This window comes from Dysgonomonas sp. 521, assembly GCF_010501055.1.
Lineage (GTDB): Bacteria > Bacteroidota > Bacteroidia > Bacteroidales > Dysgonomonadaceae > Dysgonomonas.
Map to the genome: position 1 here is coordinate 1 of NZ_QVMO01000080.1, position 18,957 is coordinate 18,957.

Annotated in this window: 15 protein-coding genes; 5 read left to right on the plus strand and 10 right to left on the minus strand. The window is 40.7% G+C overall.

Going from position 1 to position 18,957, the window contains the following annotated elements; genetic code table 11:
- Nucleotides 1-328: 328 nt before the first annotated feature.
- The 3 genes from D0T84_RS17855 to D0T84_RS17865 all read right to left on the minus strand — a co-directional run bounded on the left by D0T84_RS17855 (nt 329) and on the right by D0T84_RS17865 (nt 4,426).
- On the minus strand, nt 329-1,027 hold the full coding sequence (locus D0T84_RS17855) for an MIP/aquaporin family protein (protein ID WP_163309218.1): 699 nt from the start codon (nt 1,025-1,027) through the stop codon (nt 329-331).
- Nucleotides 1,028-1,090: 63 nt separating this feature from the next.
- Nucleotides 1,091-2,578: a glycerol kinase GlpK gene (glpK, locus tag D0T84_RS17860; RefSeq protein WP_163309219.1), complete on the minus strand. Its 1,488-nt coding sequence runs from the start codon at nt 2,576-2,578 to the stop codon at nt 1,091-1,093.
- 261 nt (nt 2,579-2,839) lie between these two features.
- The gene (locus D0T84_RS17865; RefSeq protein ID WP_163309220.1) at nt 2,840-4,426 is read right to left on the minus strand and encodes a glycerol-3-phosphate dehydrogenase/oxidase; all 1,587 of its coding nucleotides are present in this window, start codon (nt 4,424-4,426) and stop codon (nt 2,840-2,842) included.
- Nucleotides 4,427-4,695: 269 nt separating this feature from the next.
- Here D0T84_RS17865 and D0T84_RS17870 point away from each other — a divergent pair, with 269 nt between their 5' ends.
- The gene (locus D0T84_RS17870) at nt 4,696-5,460 is read left to right on the plus strand and encodes a DeoR/GlpR family DNA-binding transcription regulator (RefSeq protein ID WP_163309221.1); all 765 of its coding nucleotides are present in this window, start codon (nt 4,696-4,698) and stop codon (nt 5,458-5,460) included.
- 74 nt (nt 5,461-5,534) lie between these two features.
- On the opposite strand, the gene dapA is transcribed toward D0T84_RS17870, so the two are convergent.
- The 4 genes from dapA to ligA form a co-directional block, all read right to left on the minus strand.
- Nucleotides 5,535-6,428, minus strand: coding sequence for a 4-hydroxy-tetrahydrodipicolinate synthase (dapA, locus tag D0T84_RS17875; protein ID WP_163309222.1), 894 nt, complete (start codon nt 6,426-6,428; stop codon nt 5,535-5,537).
- Between the two features lie 406 nt (nt 6,429-6,834).
- Nucleotides 6,835-7,350: a hypothetical protein gene (locus tag D0T84_RS17880; protein WP_163309223.1), complete on the minus strand. Its 516-nt coding sequence runs from the start codon at nt 7,348-7,350 to the stop codon at nt 6,835-6,837.
- An 87-nt stretch (nt 7,351-7,437) separates the two neighbouring features.
- The gene (galK, locus tag D0T84_RS17885; protein ID WP_163309224.1) at nt 7,438-8,580 is read right to left on the minus strand and encodes a galactokinase; all 1,143 of its coding nucleotides are present in this window, start codon (nt 8,578-8,580) and stop codon (nt 7,438-7,440) included.
- 34 nt (nt 8,581-8,614) lie between these two features.
- Nucleotides 8,615-10,612, minus strand: coding sequence for an NAD-dependent DNA ligase LigA (ligA, locus tag D0T84_RS17890; protein ID WP_163309225.1), 1,998 nt, complete (start codon nt 10,610-10,612; stop codon nt 8,615-8,617).
- A gap of 577 nt (nt 10,613-11,189) precedes the next feature.
- Between ligA and D0T84_RS17895 the strand changes: the two genes are divergently transcribed.
- Genes D0T84_RS17895 through D0T84_RS17905 form a run of 3 tightly spaced genes read left to right on the plus strand, consistent with a single transcriptional unit; the run spans nt 11,190 to nt 14,000 of the window.
- Complete coding sequence (locus D0T84_RS17895; RefSeq protein WP_163309226.1) at nt 11,190-12,473, plus strand: DUF6080 domain-containing protein; 1,284 nt, start codon at nt 11,190-11,192, stop codon at nt 12,471-12,473.
- Nucleotides 12,474-12,503: 30 nt separating this feature from the next.
- On the plus strand, nt 12,504-13,388 hold the full coding sequence (locus D0T84_RS17900; protein WP_163309227.1) for a UbiA prenyltransferase family protein: 885 nt from the start codon (nt 12,504-12,506) through the stop codon (nt 13,386-13,388).
- A gap of 3 nt (nt 13,389-13,391) precedes the next feature.
- Nucleotides 13,392-14,000 (plus strand): HAD-IB family hydrolase, encoded by a 609-nt coding sequence (locus D0T84_RS17905; protein ID WP_255495462.1) that lies wholly within the window; start codon nt 13,392-13,394, stop codon nt 13,998-14,000.
- Between the two features lie 53 nt (nt 14,001-14,053).
- Here the strand turns inward: D0T84_RS17905 and D0T84_RS17910 are convergent, their stop codons facing one another.
- From D0T84_RS17910 to D0T84_RS17920, 3 genes are read right to left on the minus strand one after another with little or no spacing between them, the layout of a single operon-like run.
- Entirely contained in the window at nt 14,054-14,902 is an 849-nt protein-coding gene (locus D0T84_RS17910; RefSeq protein WP_163309228.1) for a M48 family metallopeptidase, read from the minus strand.
- Between the two features lie 35 nt (nt 14,903-14,937).
- Nucleotides 14,938-15,348: a large-conductance mechanosensitive channel protein MscL gene (mscL, locus tag D0T84_RS17915; RefSeq protein ID WP_163309229.1), complete on the minus strand. Its 411-nt coding sequence runs from the start codon at nt 15,346-15,348 to the stop codon at nt 14,938-14,940.
- Nucleotides 15,349-15,404: 56 nt separating this feature from the next.
- Nucleotides 15,405-16,226 (minus strand): hypothetical protein, encoded by an 822-nt coding sequence (locus tag D0T84_RS17920; protein ID WP_163309230.1) that lies wholly within the window; start codon nt 16,224-16,226, stop codon nt 15,405-15,407.
- A gap of 32 nt (nt 16,227-16,258) precedes the next feature.
- On the opposite strand from D0T84_RS17920, the gene gldG reads away from it, so the two are divergent.
- On the plus strand, nt 16,259-18,652 hold the full coding sequence (gene gldG, locus D0T84_RS17925) for a gliding motility-associated ABC transporter substrate-binding protein GldG (protein WP_163309231.1): 2,394 nt from the start codon (nt 16,259-16,261) through the stop codon (nt 18,650-18,652).
- Nucleotides 18,653-18,957 lie beyond the last annotated feature (305 nt).

Consider the following 18,957-nt stretch of genomic DNA (forward strand, 5'->3'; position numbering starts at 1 on the left):
GGTGCCCGTAAACGATGACAAGCGGGCAGGGACAAGCCACTGCCCCTACATCGTCTCCAAATCGTGTTTGAATAATTTTTGTCATGTACTGTGGAATATTTTATTATACCTTTTTCTTCGTTCATTTTTAGTCTGTTTAAATTTTATAGCAAATCTTTTTTATAGCTACTTTTAGATGGATTTTATCATTTTTGCTCGTCGGTTTAGCGGGCTAAATCAAGAGTAAAAATGGGAGAAGACGCTAAAAAGAGCATAAAAAAATTGCTAAGAACTATTGACCCGAACCTGTAATAAAAATTTTCGCTAAAATTTAAACAGGCTCTTTGTTTTAGGTATTCAAAACCAGATATAAAAGGGCAGCTAACGATCCTCCGCAGACAGGAGCTACCACAGGAAGCCAAGAGTATCCCCAATTGCTATCACGCTTACCTTTGATAGGCAATATCGCGTGCGCGATCCGAGGACCTAAATCGCGTGCCGGGTTGATAGCATATCCGGTAGTTCCCCCTAAGGACATACCTATAGCGACAATCAGTATAGCAACAGGCAGAGGACCTGCAATCTGGGCTCCGGCCGCATAAATAATACCGAAGACAAGAGCAAATGTCCCGATAACCTCACTCAGGAAATTGGCAACCCAGTTTTTAATAGCCGGACCGGTACAGAACACACCTAATTTAGCGTCGGGATTCTCTTCGGCATCGAAGTGAGGTTTGTACATCGTGTATACCAGGCAAGCACCCAAAATAGCACCCAGCATTTGAGCAATTATATAACCGATGATACTTCCCTTGAAACTTCCGGCTATAGCCAAGCCTATAGTAACGGCAGGATTCAGATGAGCACCCGAAAAAGGCGCGGATATAAAAGCTGCAACAAATACGGCGAACCCCCAGCCAAATGATATTACAACCCAACCCGAACTATTTCCTAAGGTTTTTTTCAATGAAACATTCGCGCATACTCCAGCTCCAAAAAGAATAAGTATGGCAGTGCCTATAAATTCAAATAATATGTCTTTGCCCATGGTGTTAAAATATTAAATAGGTTAATTTAGTTCTACGTGTTAATTCGTTCTGTGTGTTTTCTTTTATTTTACCCACGACTGGGAACGGTATACAGCTTCCGACCATTTTTTCTTAGCCAGATGCATATCTATTTTAGGATCGGCTTCAAATTTCGACTCTATGTGCCATTGTTTTTTTACCTCTTCGATATTTTCCCAGAAGCCTACAGCCAAACCTGCAAGGTAAGCAGCACCCAAAGCTGTGGTTTCTGTCGTTTGCGGACGGATAACTGTCTGCCCCAATACATTTGCCTGGAATTGCATCAGCAAATCATTCTTAGCAGCACCTCCGTCTACCCTCAACTCTTTGAGGCCAACTCCGGCATCCAGTATCATGGCGTTAATCACATCCATTGTCTGATAAGCGATACCTTCGAGAGCCGCGCGGGCGATATGGGCAGCGGTAGTTCCGCGGGAGATACCAACTATGGCACCACGCGCATACTGATCCCAATACGGAGCGCCCAGCCCCGTCAACGCAGGCACAAAATATACATCTCCGCTGTCTGGCACACGGGTTGCCAACTCCTCAACCTCGGATGAAGAATTAATTATTCCCAGACCATCCCTCAGCCATTGCACGATGGCACCTCCTACAAAAATGCTTCCCTCCAGCGCATAACTGGTTTTACCATTTACCTGCCATGCTATTGTGGTTACAAGGTTATTCTTTGATACCACAGGTTTATCTCCGGTATTCATCAGGATAAAACACCCTGTTCCGTACGTATTTTTCACCATCCCCGGGTCAACGCACATCTGCCCGAACAAGGCAGCCTGCTGGTCTCCGGCTATACCGGCAATCGGCACCTTGGACGCAAAGATGGTAGTTTTGGTATGTCCATAGATTTCGCTTGACGCACACACCTTAGGCATCATACTCATCGGGATATTAAACAACTTGAGCAAGTCCTCGTCCCACCCCAGTGTATGGATATTATACAACATCGTACGAGAAGCGTTCGACACATCTGTAGCATGCACTTCGCCCCTTGTCAGCTGCCACACAATCCAAGCATCTACGGTACCAAAAGCCAATTCTCCCCTTTCTGCTTTTTCCCTGGCTCCTTCTACATTATCAAGAATCCATTTTACCTTTGTCGCACTAAAATAAGCATCAACGATCAAACCTGTTTTTTCCTTTATATAAGGCAAAAGTCCTTCATTTTTCAGGCTATCGCAATATTCGGAAGTCCTTCTGTCCTGCCACACGATAGCATTGTATACAGGTTCGCCGGTTTCCCGATCCCATACGATAGTAGTTTCACGCTGATTAGTAATACCAATAGCGGCAATATTGGCCCCATTTATCCCGATCTTTGTAATAGCCTCGGCTGCTACAGCTGCCTGAGATGACCATATTTCATGCGGATCGTGCTCTACCCATCCGCTCTGAGGGAAAAACTGGGTAAATTCTTTTTGTGCAACAGAGCGTATCTCTCCTTTGTGGTCGAAGACAATTGCCCTCGAACTGGTAGTACCAGCATCGAATGATAAAATGTACTTTTCCATTTTCCTGATATTATTTTAGGTTGTAACAAAATATATGAGTATTATTTATGCGAATCAAGGGTCAAATGTGCTATTTTTTGTCCCTTTAGGGACTGAATGTTGGTAGAAAGAAGCTTTAACCGGTTAATTGCGTGCCGTCAGGTACGCAATATCTACAGAACAATTCACATTTTGTACCTGACGGCACAAAAAACGAATTTCATTCATGCTTCTACCAATATGATGTGCCTAACGGCACATTTAACCCTTGATTCCCATTATTTATTTTTGCTTATAGGGTACTAATAAATAGTGCTGTGCCAATTCAATAAATTCAGAGACCTGAGCTTCCTCCCAGACGGTATCCATTCCCATTTCCTTCGCCATGACAGAAGCTACCTCCGGCGCCATATCTATGGCAGCGCGGGCATCGAGAAATAAAGCCCTAAACCTTCGGGCTAACACATCCTCTACGGTCAGAGCCATCTCTTCACGTACCGCCCATACGACTTCTGCCGCTGTATAATCATAGCCCGGATGCAGTTTTTTGGCAAGTTCCGGCTGCTGTCGTTGAAGCTCGTTTATCTTATCTATATCACTTCCGTACACATAGTTGAAATTAGTCCTGTCTACATTTTCTTTATAACCATGTATATGCAACCCCCGGGTTACACATTCCTTACGAGGAAGATTCCCTATCTCAATGGCTTTATTCACAACATCCTCCGCCATATCGCGGTATGTAGTCCATTTCCCGCCTGTAATAGTAATGAGCCCGCTATCGGAAATAACGATTTTATGGCTACGCGATATCTCCTTCGTCTTTTTTCCGTCCGAATCTTTTTTGGGCGCAGCAAGTGGACGCAATCCGGCAAAAACAGAAAGTACGTCTTCGCGTTTCGGTTTTTTCGTTAAATATTCTCCGGCAGTCTTCAATATAAATTCTATCTCTTCTTCCAACGCATGCGGCTCCAATACAAATTCTTTCAAAGGCGTATCGGTAGTCCCCAAAACCACTTTATCGTGCCAGGGCACGCCAAACATCACACGCCCGTCACTTGTTTTAGGTATCATAATAGCGGTATCGCCTCCCAAAAAGGATTTATCAACAACAAGATGAACACCTTGGCTAGGACGGACGATATTATCTTTTTCGGGCGCATCCATCTTCATCAGATCGTCTACAAATATGCCTGTAGCATTGATAACAACTTTTGCATTCAATGTATATGCCTGTTTTCCGATCTCATCATAAACATTAACTCCGGAAACTTTTCCGGACTCACTCTTTACCAATCCGGTTACTTTTACGTAGTTAGCCACGCAAGCTCCCTGTTCAGCAGCAGTTTGCAACAGATTAATCCCCATGCGGGAATCGTCAAACTGACCATCATGGTACACAACCCCGCCTCTCAATTTATCGGTTCTTATCTGAGGTATTTCATTCGTCACCGACTTTTTACTCATCGGCAAAGAACGCCCCAAACCTCTCTTGCCTGCCAGCAAATCATACACAGTAAGTCCTATTGTATAAAACGGTCTTTCCCACCACTTGTAATTCCCGATAATAAAACGCTGGTCTTTTACCAGATGCGGCGCGTTTTTCCTCATCAAACCTCTTTCGCGGAGAGCCTCCACAACCAATCCAACGTCTCCCTGCGCCAAATAACGAACTCCTCCATGTACCAGTTTTGTACTACGGCTGGATGTCGCTTTTGTAAAATCCGCCTGTTCCAGCAAGGCTACTTTAAAACCTCTGGACGCAGCATCAACGGCAGCACCAAGCCCAGTGGCGCCACCACCAACGATAACAAAATCCCATGTTATAGATCTGTCCGCTATCTGATGTATATATTTATCTCGTTTCATTGTATTTATATTTTTATATTCACAAAATTAATTAAGAGTTTGAAATAAACAAACAAAATCGAAACTTTTTTTTATGTAATTCGAAGAAATTTACTAAAATATGAAATTATTCAAAAGCATATCGAAACCAAACAGAAGTGTAAAGATGAGTAAAATTGCCATTTATAGAAAAGCGAAATAAAAATCGAAAGATGTTATTTTCACTATTTACACTTATAAAATATTTTATATCTTTGTATCTGTTACTAACTTACAAATTAACTTATGGTATGGGGAATATAGCAAAGCGACACAAATATATACTGGAGCAGCTCAAAGATGACGGATATGTAAAGGTACAGGATCTCAGTGAAAAACTCGGAGTCTCAGAAGTTACGATTCGTAAGGATTTAAAATATCTTGAAAGCAAAAAAATGCTATATCGTAATCATGGAAGTGCCAGCAGCCTGAGTTCTATCATCTCTGATAAGCATATAGACGTGAAAGAGAAGATGCAGATAGACGAAAAAATGAAGATAGCAAAAGCAGCAAACAGGCTTCTGGAACCAAATGATAAAATAATAATAGCTTCGGGTACTACATTGCTGGCTTTCGCTAACGAAATAAATGTGAATGAAAACATAACAGTCATTACCTCATCTGTAAAAGTTTCCCTGAGCCTATGCTATAATCCCAATATCGAAATCATACAGCTGGGAGGCAGCATGAGAAAAAACTCGGTATCGGTCATCGGTCACTATGCGGAAAACATACTGGAAAGCCTCTCTTGCAATAAACTGTTTCTGGGAGTGGACGGCATCGATCTGGACTATGGCCTTACCACCAGCGACATGAGTGAGGCCAGAATAAACCAACAGATGATAGACGCCGCCCAAAAGATCATCATATTGACCGATTCTTCTAAATTCGGAAAAAGAGGGTTCTGTAAGATCTGCGACCTGAACAAGGTACACCAGATTATAACGGATACGAATGCACCTGCACACATTATTGATATGATAAGGGAGAGGGAGATAGAGGTTACACTAGTTTGATTTACACTCCATTATATAACAAAAATGACCTTATATCCATAAGGTCATTTTTATTTATTTCTTATAGTAAGGGTTTAACACTTGATATTCAGCTCCAGAAGCACATTTCTTATTTGCTCGTAAGTTGTAATACGGGTGGGCACTAGCGGTAAGCGTAACTTATTCTCTATATATCCCATCATATTGAGCATACACTTTACTCCGGCCGGATTGCCATCTACAAAAAGCAGATTGAATAATTCATTGAAACTGTGGTGTATAGTCAGGGCACTGGCATAATCGCCTTCGAGAGCCAAACGTGTCATACGGCTAAACTCTTTGGGGAAAGCGTTGCCTATAACAGATATGACGCCTATAGCGCCAAGGGTTATCAAAGGGAATGTCACGCCGTCATCGCCCGAAATAACATCGAAATGCTCCGGCTTACGTTTGATGATATCATCCATTTGCGTCATATTGCCCGAAGCCTCCTTTACAGCGACAACATTATGTAGCTCATTCGCAATGCGCAATGTAGTATCGGCAGTCATATTAACCCCCGTACGCCCCGGCACATTATATGCTATAACCGGCAATGATGAAGCTTCCGAAATAGCTTTATAGTGCTGGTAGATACCTTCCTGCGAAGGTTTATTATAGTATGGCACAACGGATAGTATCCCGTCTATACCTTCATAATCATTCTTCTTTAACTTTTCTACGATAGCCCGTGTATTATTGCCACCTTCGCCCACAATAACAGGTATCTGCCCATTGACTTTGCTTACTACCAATTCGACTACCTGCTTCTTTTCGCTTTCGGTCAACGTAGGGGTTTCCGCTGTAGTTCCCAGCACGACCAGATAATCAGTCCCGTTTTGTAACTGATAATCAATCAAGCGAAGCAAAGCATCATAATCAACACTATCATCTTCTTTAAAAGGAGTTATCAGAGCAACTCCCATTCCTTTGAGATTTATCCTAGGCATAAAGTCTATCTTTTCTTTTGAAAAGTATAAGGTCGCAGACCCGTTTATTAACAGTCCAAGTATAACATTTATTGTTAGCTATAACGAGTAAGTAACTATTTAAATTTTATACGAATATTTTATTATACCTTTTTCTTCGTTCACTTTTAGTCTGTTTTCGGCTGTTTTTTCCTTTCTCTCAACTCAACCAACGGTCACAGGAGCGAAGCGTATGTAAATAGCCCGCTATTATCGTTTCGAGGAAGAACCAACGGTCACAGGAGCGAAGCGTATGTAAATAAGCAGCTCTAATACAGCTCTAAAAATTTGAACGAATAAAATTTAAACAGTTACTAAGCGTAACATTAAACCTTATCTTGTATTTACTATCTTTCTATTTGTGCAAAATTAAGAATTAATTTATACCTCAACGCACATTATTCAGGTAATTTTTTATTTGATTGAATGTTTCCGGCAAATCCATATCATCCTCTCTCAGTATGACGAAATCGTAAGCATTATATTCTGTTTTGGATATTCCGATACAGCATTCCGATGAATTGCGAGCCAACAGATAGTCGAACACCTTGTTTTCGGTAGTGGTCAGGTCTATCAACGTATCATATGTTAGAGCTCCAAATTCCTTCAATACCGATGATGAAACAATTTGTATCATGGATATTTCCTTCGGATGGATAATCCTTACGTTAGCTGGGAATATCGTATTGTCTCCCTCGGCTTTCTGTGATGGCTGCACAGTCCACATTACCACTTTTTTTCTGTAGGACGATAGTTCTCTGCCGATGGACTCTATTACCTTCCAATCGCTGTATGAAAACAGGATAAGGATACTTTCCATACTTTCCAGGTTACGAAAAGTATGGTTTCTCCTATTTTTTTTAAAAGCAGAATCTATTTTCCATTTTACTAAAAAATCAAACATAGTAATTGAGTTATGAATTATAAATTACGGATTATATGTTATACTGTCCTCTGTTAGTAGAAAATAAATTCTGCTTTTGATCATTTTTTATAGTTTTCTGGCGCCATCGCTAATCACCACTTCATATACTTTAGGTTTGATCCTGAACTTTTGTTCATAACTTTCAGTCGCACGTTTGATGAAATCGTCATGAAGTTCGTTTTTCACCAGGTTGATCGTACAACCGCCAAAACCTCCACCCATAACACGTGAGCCTGTAACTCCGCATTGGCGTGCAACATCATTCAAGAAGTCAAGTTCTTCGCAGCTAACCTCATATTTACGGCTAAGACCGATATGAGTTTCATACATTTTCTTACCTACAGTTTCGTAATCGCCTCTTTCCAATGCATCACAGGCCTCGCCCATACGTGCAATTTCTTCAATTACAAATTCGGCACGCATATAGTCTTCCGCGCTTACCTCATTCGCTACTTCTTTCAGCATCTCTATAGTAGCGTCACGAAGCAATTCTACTTCAGGATGGTATTTACGGATATATGACGCCGCGTTTTCACATGATTCGCGACGCTTGTTATAAGCAGAAGATGCCAATTCGTGAGCCACACAGGTATTTAACAACACCAGACGGTAACCTTCCGGATTGAACGGAATGTATTTATATTCCAATGAACGGCAATCGAGACGGATCAACGACCCTTCTTTGCCGAAGCAAGATGCGAACTGATCCATGATACCACATTTTACGCCTACATAGTTGTGCTCTGTAGCCTGTCCTACTTTAGCCAACTGGAAACGATCCAGTCCTAGGTTGTACATATCGTTGATAGCAAACCCGAAACAGCTTTCGAGAGCCGCGGAAGAAGACATACCCGCACCAAGGGGCACATCGCCTGCGAATACGCAATCAAATCCCTGAACCTGCTTACCCAGCTTCATGATCTCGTGGCATACACCAAATATGTATTTTCCCCACTGCTTGATTGGAATATCATCCAGTCCGAATTCGTCCATTTCAGACAAATCCATCGCATACGCCTTGATACGGTCTGGTGTACCATTGGGCTTGATAACGCAATACATGGCTTTATCTATAGCTCCCGGCAATACGAAACCTCCATTATAGTCGGTGTGTTCTCCAATAAGGTTAATACGTCCGGGCGAAGTATACATTGTACCTTCTGTCCCGTACAGTGATTTGAATTTTTCTTTTAATAAATTTAACTCCATGGTTGATCTTTATTATTTAGGTTTATACAAAAAATTATTCCAACATTTTCAAAAAGCCATCTTCATCGATAATAGGCACTCCAAGACTTTTTGCCTTCTCCAACTTAGCCGGCCCCATATTATCCCCGGCTAAAATATAGTTCGTTTTCGAAGAGATAGAACCGCTGTTCTTGCCTCCGTTTTGTTCTATCATGCTCTTATACTCATCGCGGGAATGTCTTTCGAACGTTCCGCTGATTACTATCGACAAGCCTTTCAGTTTCTCGGTGCGCTGCGCAACAATAGATTCGCTCAGTTCGAATTGTATACCAAAAGAACGAAGTTTTTCTATGACATCCAAATTTGCGGTATTTCCAAAATATTTTATAATACTCCGGGCTATCCTGTCTCCTATCTCGTCTACCTGAACGAGTTCTTCTAAAGATGCGTTTTGAAGCAAATCGATGGAAGGAAAGGCTAAGGCCAGCTTTTTGGCGACAGTTTCGCCTACATAGCGGATACCCAACGCGAAAAGGACTCTTTCGTAAGGAACCGAAACCGAAGCGTGAATACTGTCTATAAGGTTCTTAGCGCTCTTTTCGGCCCAACGCTCCAGTCTGGATACGTCTTGCCAATTAAGCGTATATAAGTCCGCTATATTACGGATATACCCGGCATTGTAGAGATGCTCCACCGTTTCGGATCCTCCGGCTATATTCATAGCCTTACGGGTAAGGAAATGCTCTATACGCCCTTTTATCTGGGGCGGGCAACCCGTTTCATTCGGGCAATAATATATCGCTTCGCCATCATCCTTTACCAGAGGGGTACCACATTCGGGGCATGTCTTAATAAAATCGACTTTCGCGTCAAACATACCACGCTTAGTCGTATCAACGCCTGTAATTTTAGGTATTATTTCCCCTCCTTTTTCCACATATACCTGATCGTTGATATGCAGGTCTAGCTGATTGATATAATCTTCATTATAAAGGGAGGCACGCTTTACCGTTGTGCCCGACAATTTAACGGGCTTGAGGTTTGCAACCGGAGTAACTGCTCCTGTGCGCCCAACCTGATACGAAACAGACTCAAGGGTCGTTACAGCTTTTTCGGCCTGAAACTTAAAGGCAATGGCCCAACGTGGAAACTTGGAAGTATATCCCAGATTCCTTTGCTGAGTCAGCGAATTTACTTTCAGCACGATGCCATCGGTTGCCACAGGCAGATTCTTACGTTCCGTATCCCAATAATGGATGTAGGCGAATATTTCATCCAGTGTCTTGCATTTCTTTGTGGCATCGGATATCTTAAAGCCCCATTCTTTAGCTTTCATCAGGTTTTCGTAATGCCCGTCGGTAGGCAGGTCCTCTCCCAGAAGATAATAAAGATATGAATCGAGTTTCCTTGATGCTACAATTTTAGGGTCTTGTTGTTTCAGTGTCCCCGAACCTGCATTACGAGGGTTTGCAAACAGCATTTCCTCCTGTTCTTCCCTTTCCTTATTTAGCGATTCAAAAACAGACCAAGGCATCAGTATCTCTCCCCGGATTTCAAATTCGGCAGGATAATCCGAACCTCTCAACCGTAAAGGGATACTGCGTATGGTGCGCACATTTGCCGTCACATCATCGCCTTGCACTCCATCGCCGCGTGTAACAGCCTGAGTGAGTTCACCATTTACATAAGTAAGCGAAATAGATGTACCGTCATACTTCAGTTCACATACTATTTCGAAGTCGTCGTTCAACCCTTTTTTTACACGGTTATAGAAATCTGTCACTTCCTCTTCGGTATATGTGTTGGCTAACGACAACATCGGGTATTTATGCTGAACCTGACGAAATGATTTATTTATATCGCTACCTACACGCTGGGTCGGCGAATTGGGATCGAAAAACTCCGGATACCGGGTCTCCAAATCAGCCAGTTCCTTTAACTTCTTATCAAACTCAAAATCTGAAATAGTGGGTGCAGACAGAACGTAATAGTCGTAATTATGTTTGTTCAACTCTTCCCGAAGAGCGTCAATCTGTTGTTTTATGTGATTCATTCTATTGTTAAAATCGTAAGTACAAATATAGTGAAAACTGAAAGATATCTGTTGGGAGTATCGCTCCCATAAGGATATCCGAGGCGCATCCTATATTCTTACAAATATAAAAAGAAATAACCTTGATGTTAACAAAATTAGGGATTTTTCAGAATTTGGTTAATCAGTTCAACAAAATGGCTGAAAAGTAACAAATCCATAAGAAACAAGAAACATGTAGATATGAACGACTTACAATGAGTTTCTACCAATAGGACGTACCTAACGGCACATTTAGTCCTTGATTTGCATTATTGAGCTACTGCATTAAACCCTTGATTCACATAAACAGGTAATAAGGATTAAGTACAGAACACGAATTAGTTTATATTATTTTTAAATGTATATGTCTGATTATAAGCATTAATATAAATGCGAATAATATAAACTAATTTCAACTTAGTACTTATTTATCACTTATTTTTATTTATCGATTATGTGATTTAGGAATTAATGACGTAAATTTGGGCTTTATTTACAACTTGACAATCCAATGTAATGTGCAGGCGAATTTATAAATCGCCAGAATTAATAGAATATGGGAAAAATAACCTCTCTTATTGATGACATAAAATGTTTTCTAAAAACTCTTTTACCACAAAAGAAAGAAGAAAAATATCTTTTTGTAATATTATTGTTGTTTTATTTCTTGTATTCGGTCTATATTGTTTTTAGTACATCTATAGTGGATAATACGACCATTGAGACCGATATTTACTTCTCGTATGATAATCCTTTGATACTTGAACATGGACGAACCCAGATCAGCGGGCATCCGTTGCTGATGGTGTTTTACTATCCGTTTGTACTGATAGGCAATGCATTGGCTTACCTTATTACATTTAAGGCAAAAACATTGTTCTTTGTCCTGCTGTCATCTTCTATGATAAGCATGTCCTGCGTATATGTATACAGGTACTTGAGGGAAATAGCGGATATCGAGAAACCGGTATCATACCTGTTGACATTATTCTTTGCCTTTTTCTCTACAAACCTTATACTTTGTTTTACGCCTGAGAGTTTTACATTGTCGGCTTTATTCCTGGCATTCAATGTTTATTATAATTCATCTTATATAAAAAAGAAGGAATCTCCGCCTTTCGTCTCTAATATAGTGCTGGCCGACTTTATACTGGGTGGCATTACTATTACCAATGTCGCAAAAGGGATCGCCCCCGTTTTATTCTTCAAAGAGAAGAAAATGTCTGTGTTGAAGAAGATTGTATTGCTGAGCCTTATCTTTCTGGCTATATTGTGTGTGGTGCATATTTTCAGCGCGGTATTTCTGAATAAGAACTATTTTGAGTCCATCTTTATACATCGGGAATCTTTTACAGATATGTCTTTATCAGGTACTCCTTATTTCCGTATGCTTTTTATCCATTTCTTCGGCGCTCCTGTCTTTTTTTCTCACATGATGAATTATGAGGCACAGGGGACAGGCCTGATGTATATTATTGAAGGTGATTACCTCTTCTGGTGGCAATATTTATATGCAACCGTTGTGTTGGTACTGATGCTGTTTTCGTTAATCAGTAATTATAAGAATGCCTTTGTGCAGATGATATTCTTACTGGTTTTGGTGGATATTGTTATCCATTGTTTTTTGAAGTTCGGTATGGATCAGCCCTTTATATACGGTGCTCACTGGATATACTGTGTTCCACTATTGTTTGGGTGGTTATATAAAAAACTGAAAGGTTTTCCGGCAAAAGCATTTGTAGTGCTTATTTTATGCCTGTTTGTCGGATTAGTGATTAATAATTTGTACCGTCTTTCAGAATTTATTAATTTGGCGCAGCGGTTATATCCGGCAAATTGATTTCCATTAGTGTTATAATACAAACAAAGGATGAGTAAAATAAAATACTTTCTGCAATTAATGCGAATTCATCAATGGGTAAAGAATTTTTTTATCTTCCTGCCCTTGTTCTTTGCATTCAAAATGAATCAGATACCTCTTTTGATTGCAGATGTATGGGCTTTTATCGGTTTTTGTTTTGTAGCAAGTTCTATCTATATCGTCAACGACTGGAATGACATTGAGGCTGACCGCTTACATCCCGAAAAGCGTAACAGGCCTTTGGCATTGGGCACCGTAAGCCGTAAAGAAGCGCTATCCCTGATATTTATTCTCTTAGCAATCAGCGTTTCGGTTTATTTGTTTATCTTGAAAAATTATGTGGCGCTGGCACTGTTGTTGTCATACTTCGTCCTCAATATATTTTACTCGCTGAAACTGAAACATATCCCTATTATCGATATCAGTATTGTCGCGGTAGGGTTTGTTATCCGCATATTTGTCGGCGGCGTAGTGACAGACACACCTCTTTCGCGCTGGATTGTAGTAATGACCTTCCTGCTGGCTATATTCCTTGCTTTAGGTAAGCGGCGCGATGATGTGGTCATATATGAAAAGACAGGAGACAAGGTACGGAAAAATGTAGATGGCTATAATACTCCCTTCCTGAATGTAGCTATCGTTATAGTAGCCGCGATAATGATTGTCGCATATATTATGTACACGGTATCGCCGGAAGTTACGGAACGGAACGGGGATAATCTTTATCTGACGTCCTTCTTTGTATTTGTCGGCCTGTTCAGGTATTTACAGATTGTCTTCGTAGAAGAGCGAAGCGGAAATCCTACCCAGATATTCCTCAAAGATAACTTTATTCGTATAGTACTGATCTTATGGGCGGTATCTTTCTTTGTTATAACCAGTTTTTTCAAATAAATAATGATGGCTGATTCATCTTCCAAGGTTGTCGCGGTATTTGATTTTGACGGTACGCTGACAGATAGGGATACATTGTTTGATTTCATCGGCTTTTATCTGGGGATGCCCCGTCTGATAGCAGGCTTACTTTTGTTATCGCCTATGCTGATCCTTTTTAAGCTTGGTTTTATAACAAATGACAAAGCGAAAGAGAGGTTGTTCTCTTATTTTTTTAGCGGAAAATCCGAAACAGATTTTAATGCAGTCTGTGCTGATTATAAGAACAGGGTAGGCAATATATTGAAGCCGGAAGCAATAGAAAAACTTAAATATCATCAGCAAGAAGGGCATTCCGTTATCATCGATAGCGCTTCCATTGCCAATTGGATAGCCCCGTGGGCTGAATCTGCCGGGATAGACAACGTAATAGGAACGCGGATAGAAATAATTGATGGTATTATTACCGGAAAATTCGTAGGGAAAAACTGCTATGGGCAGGAGAAAGTGAGACGCTTGCTGGAACTATATCCTGACAGGGAATCATACCGGCTGTATGCATACGGGGATAGTAACGGAGACAAGCCTTTATTAGATATTGCCGATTATCCTTTCTATAGAAAGTTTAAATAAGAAAGGACTGGTTTTTACCAGCCCCTTCTCTTATTCATTTCTACATTATCCTATCAGAAACTCCATTTATTAGAAGTCTTTGCTGAACCTGAATTTGTAGTACCGCTACCACCTTTATAGTATTTGAGGGCTTCGGGCAAGTCTCTTTGTATCTGTTGGATACGCGTATTATCCGAAGGGTGTGTACTCATAAATTCAGGAGTACTGCCTCCCTGTTGAGACATACGTGTCCAGAATGCCGCAGCCTGACCGGGATCATAGCCTGCCATTGCCATAAATATCAATCCCAGCTTATCAGCTTCAAGTTCTTGTTTACGGGAGTAAGGCAACAGGATTCCATACTGAGAACCCAATCCCAACGCAACGGCCGCAGCCTGTTGTACTCCGGTAGAAGCTCCCCCCAAGGCTGTGCCGATGGCAGCTGTACCATATTCTGTCATCATTTGCTGGCTCATACGTTCATTCGCGTGCTTGGCAACCGCATGGGCAACCTCGTGTCCTAAAACAACAGCCAGCCCTGTCTCATTCTGTGTATACGGCAATATGCCTTCATATACTACAATCTTGCCGCCCGGCATACAGAATGCATTCACATCGTTGCTCTTTACAAGGTTAAATTCCCATGAATAGGAGGATAGCTCATCGGCGTAACCATTATTCTTCAGGTATGTTTCTACCGCGTTTGCAATATTCCTGCCCACTCTTTGCACCAGAGCGGTATTGGTTTTATCCGTAGATACAGGGGCTGATTTCATGAAATCGCTATATTGCTGTAAGCTTAATGTGAGAACCTCCTGGTTAGATACCAGATTCAATTGCTTCCGTCCTGTGACGGGTACACTACCGCAACCTGCCAGTAGTAACACAATCGTTACAAAAAATACTGAGAAATACTTTACCATAATATTAGTTTGTTAAGTTTGATTTATCAAAGATATTATTTTTTATTTTGTTCCTTTAATAAATCCCTGATTTCTGTAAGAAGAACTTCTTCATTCGTTGGAGCCGGAGGAGCGGCAGGTTCTTCTTCTTTTTTCTTTTGGAGCATGTTAATAGCTTTTACGGCAAAGAATATAGCTGTAGCGATAATTACAAAATCAAATACAGTTTGTATGAATGTACCATAATTTATGGTTACCGCGGCAGTATCTCCTACAGCGTGTTTCAGAACGATTTTCAGTTCCGAGAAGTTTACTCCGCCTAATATTACGCCAATAGGAGGCATGATTACGTCACTCACCAGTGATGATACTATTTTGCCGAAAGCTCCGCCTACAATGACACCGACAGCCATATCGACTACGTTGCCACGCATCATAAACGCTTTTAACTCTTTTAATACGGACATGATTATTTTATTTTGTTTGTTTAATAAATATCTTGTTTATCAGTTTAAACACAGAATCAGAGCTTTTTGTTTAGGAAAATTTTAACGTTTACAGGTTTATTTTCTTTTTGCACGCTGATACTGTCTATGCATATACTATCCGGTAGTTGCATCAGATAGGGTAAAACGGCGTAATCGGGACTGATCGAGTCCTTCAAAACCTTATTATTGTCCAGAATGTATCCGTCTAATATAATCGAATCGTTTTGTGTTTGATAGTCAAGTGCCAGCATATTGTTTTGCAGTTTTGCAAACATGCATATAGGGGTACTGTTTCTTATTCTAGCTATTAGTTCCTCATTCTGCTCGTCAGAAAAAAAGGTGTTTTCTGGGTCGGAATCGATGAATGCCCGAATCGGCTTGTAATTGTAGCTCACAGCAAAAATACCTTTATAGAAAGTACAGACAAGAAACCTGTCTCCCGATAATGTGTAATATAATATTCCGGCGCTTTTGTATTGCCTTTCTTTTGGCGGGTAATGTGGCGCGATATATTTATTCAGAAAATCTTTTATCTCCGATTCCTCTTCTTGTCCTACTTTTGCAATCAGTATTCTTTCCTTATTCTTATATTCTGATATAACAATCGGGAATGACAGGTTATCCCCAAGCATCTCTATCAGTTTTTTTAGGGACGGATCGTATATATACAGTTTATCCAGATTATATTCCCTGTTGATATTTATCACACTTACCGCTTGTGGCGATATGTAATCATATATGTTTGTAGTGAACGACTGTTTGTTTCGCTCCAGCATATTATACAACCGCCATACTCCGATAAGGATTGTGATTATCAGAATAAATAAAATAACTATCTTTATCTTCTGTTTAGCCATTGTGCTATCCTCTTCTAATTATACAAAGATATATGAAAGCTTTAGTATTAAAAGAACTTAGGTCTGTTTTTTGCTCCTCTTTCGGGGCATTTTTCTCATTGGCTTATCTCCTTGCTATGGGCGGGCTGTTGTGGTTCTTTTCGGGGAAATACAACTTTGTGGATAATGGCTATGCGGACATGGTTTATTTCTTCGACCTATCCGCTGTTTTGCTTGCATTCCTTGTTCCAGCCCTCACGATGCGCTCTTTTGCAGAGGAAAGAAAAAATAAGACGTTAGATATATTGAGAGCGAGGCCAGTAAGTGCGATTGGTATTTACTGGAGCAAGTTCTCAGCTGTATTCATATTCGTATTGGCCACATTGCTGCCCACCCTTATTTATGTATATTCTTTGTCACAATTGGCAAACCCCGTAGGTAATATCGACCTGAGTAGTATTGCCGCATCATATATTTCCCTGATATTGATAATTCTGGTTTTGATATCTGCCGGGCTATTTGGCTCGGTGGTTTCCCGAAATCAAATCGTAGCTCTTATCATATCGGTTGCGTTCAGCCTCTTTGTCTTGTATGGCTTTGACCTGTGCGCGGGACTCTTCCTTTCAGGAAAAATACAATCAGTCATATCCTCATTAGGATTATCCTATCATTACAAACTGATGCAAAGGGGGGTGATACAACTGAAAGATATATTGGTAATAGCCAATTATTCCATTTTGTTTACGGTTCTCTCCGTTTTCTTTTTGGACAGGAATGTACGGAAGTTATTTAGAATTTTATGTTTGATAATCCTTCTCAATATTTGTTTTTATTTTATTCCAAACTTCCGTATTGATTTTACGGCAGATAAGCGCTATACATTGAGTGATTATACAATTAGTTTACTGGAAGGTGTAGGTAACGAACAACCTGTAACTGTTGATATTTATCTGACCGGAGATTTAAATTATGGCTTCCAGCGTTTGCAGAACGCGGTAAATGATATATTGAACGACTATGCGCGCTATGCCGATAACAGTTTGAATATTAGATATGTGAACCCATATCAGGAAGGGGATGCTGTTTCGGATATATATAGTACGATGTCGGACAGGGGAATGCCCGGTATCGTGTTGAATGAAATGGACAGGGAGGGGAAATCGAGCCGTAAGATGATTTATCCGTATGCCCAATTGACGAGCGGAAAAGATACATTGGTTGTTTCCCTGTTGAAAAATATAGCGGGGTACACAGCCGAGGAAAATATAAACGCGTCTATCGAAGGCCTTGAATTCGAATTTACGGATGCGATCCGTCTTTTAGGGCAAAAAGAACCGAAGGAAATAGCTTTTATAGAAGGGCATAACGAGGTGCCGCAGGCTTATGTATATGACGCGGAGGATATTTTAGCGAAGTATTATTTTGTAAACAGGGGACAGATAGGAAACGATGTGAGCGTATTAGGCGGCTTTAGCGCTGTTATTATAGCGGGGCCATTATTGAAATATAGCGAAACGGAGAAATATGTCCTTGACCAGTATATAATGTCCGGAGGTAAAGTCCTGTGGCTTATAGACGGCGCTTTCTATTCGCATCAGGATTTAGCAGCAACGGGGCGTTCTGCCAGTATGAAGAATGAAACCAATCTGGATGATATGCTGTTTTCGTATGGCATACGCGTCAATCCGGATCTGATTCAGGACAGGCAGTGCGTATCTACTTACCTGATAAGTGATGATAATACGCAGTCGGCTGTTATGGTTCCAAGTTATTTTCAGCCATTGCTGATTCCGTCTCAGGATTTCCCGATAACGAAGAATATAAGGGATGTAAAAGCAGGGTTTGCCAGTTCGATCGACATTGTAAACAGCTCTCCTGATATCCTGAAAAATGTATTGTTGACAAGCTCGGCAAATACGCATCTGGTAAAAGTGCCGGAAGTAATCGACTTTGATGTAGAGAGAATACAGGATCAACAGGGTTACTTCGACCAGCAGTTTATCCCTGTGGCTGTAAGTCTCGAAGGAGAATTTACTTCTGTGTTTCAGAACCGGGCGGTGCCTGACAGTGTGAAAGCCGGAAAACATAGGACAATAAACCGTAGCAGCCATACCAAAATGGTTGTCGTATCGTCTTCTGATATTATAACAAATGATATACAAGGCAAGGGCGAGAACTCTCAGGTGTTGCCAATGGGATACGACCGTGTTTCGCAACAGCAGTTCGGCAACAGGGATTTTATAGTGAATGCCGTGAACTGGCTGACAAGTGACAACGGGCTGATGCAATTACGTGCCAAGCAACAAAAACTGTATGTATTAAATAAAAAAGCAGCTTATGAGAACCGTGATAAATACGCCATTCTTAATATCGGTTTTCCTGCTTTATTTATTTTATTATTAATGGGGTCGGTTATTTTGTACAGGAAAAGGAAATATGAAAAATAGGTAAGCTATTGAATAATGTGAATCAGTATTTCGTTTTGTTTAAATTATGTGTTCAATTCCATTAGTCGTTTTACATACGCTTCGCTCCTGTGAACGTTGTTTGTCGTGACTCGGCATAATATGAATTTTTAATTCAGTTCTGCCCTCGCTACTTAAAACGTTCTTTTTTATCTGCGCGCAATCACAGATTGCTTGCCTTACTTTTGGCCAAAGCTCCAAAAGTAAGCAAAAAAGCATTGCGCCCCGCTTCGCCGTACGACCCACCATCGGCTTGCCGGCTGAATGAAGTGATGAAAGATTCATCA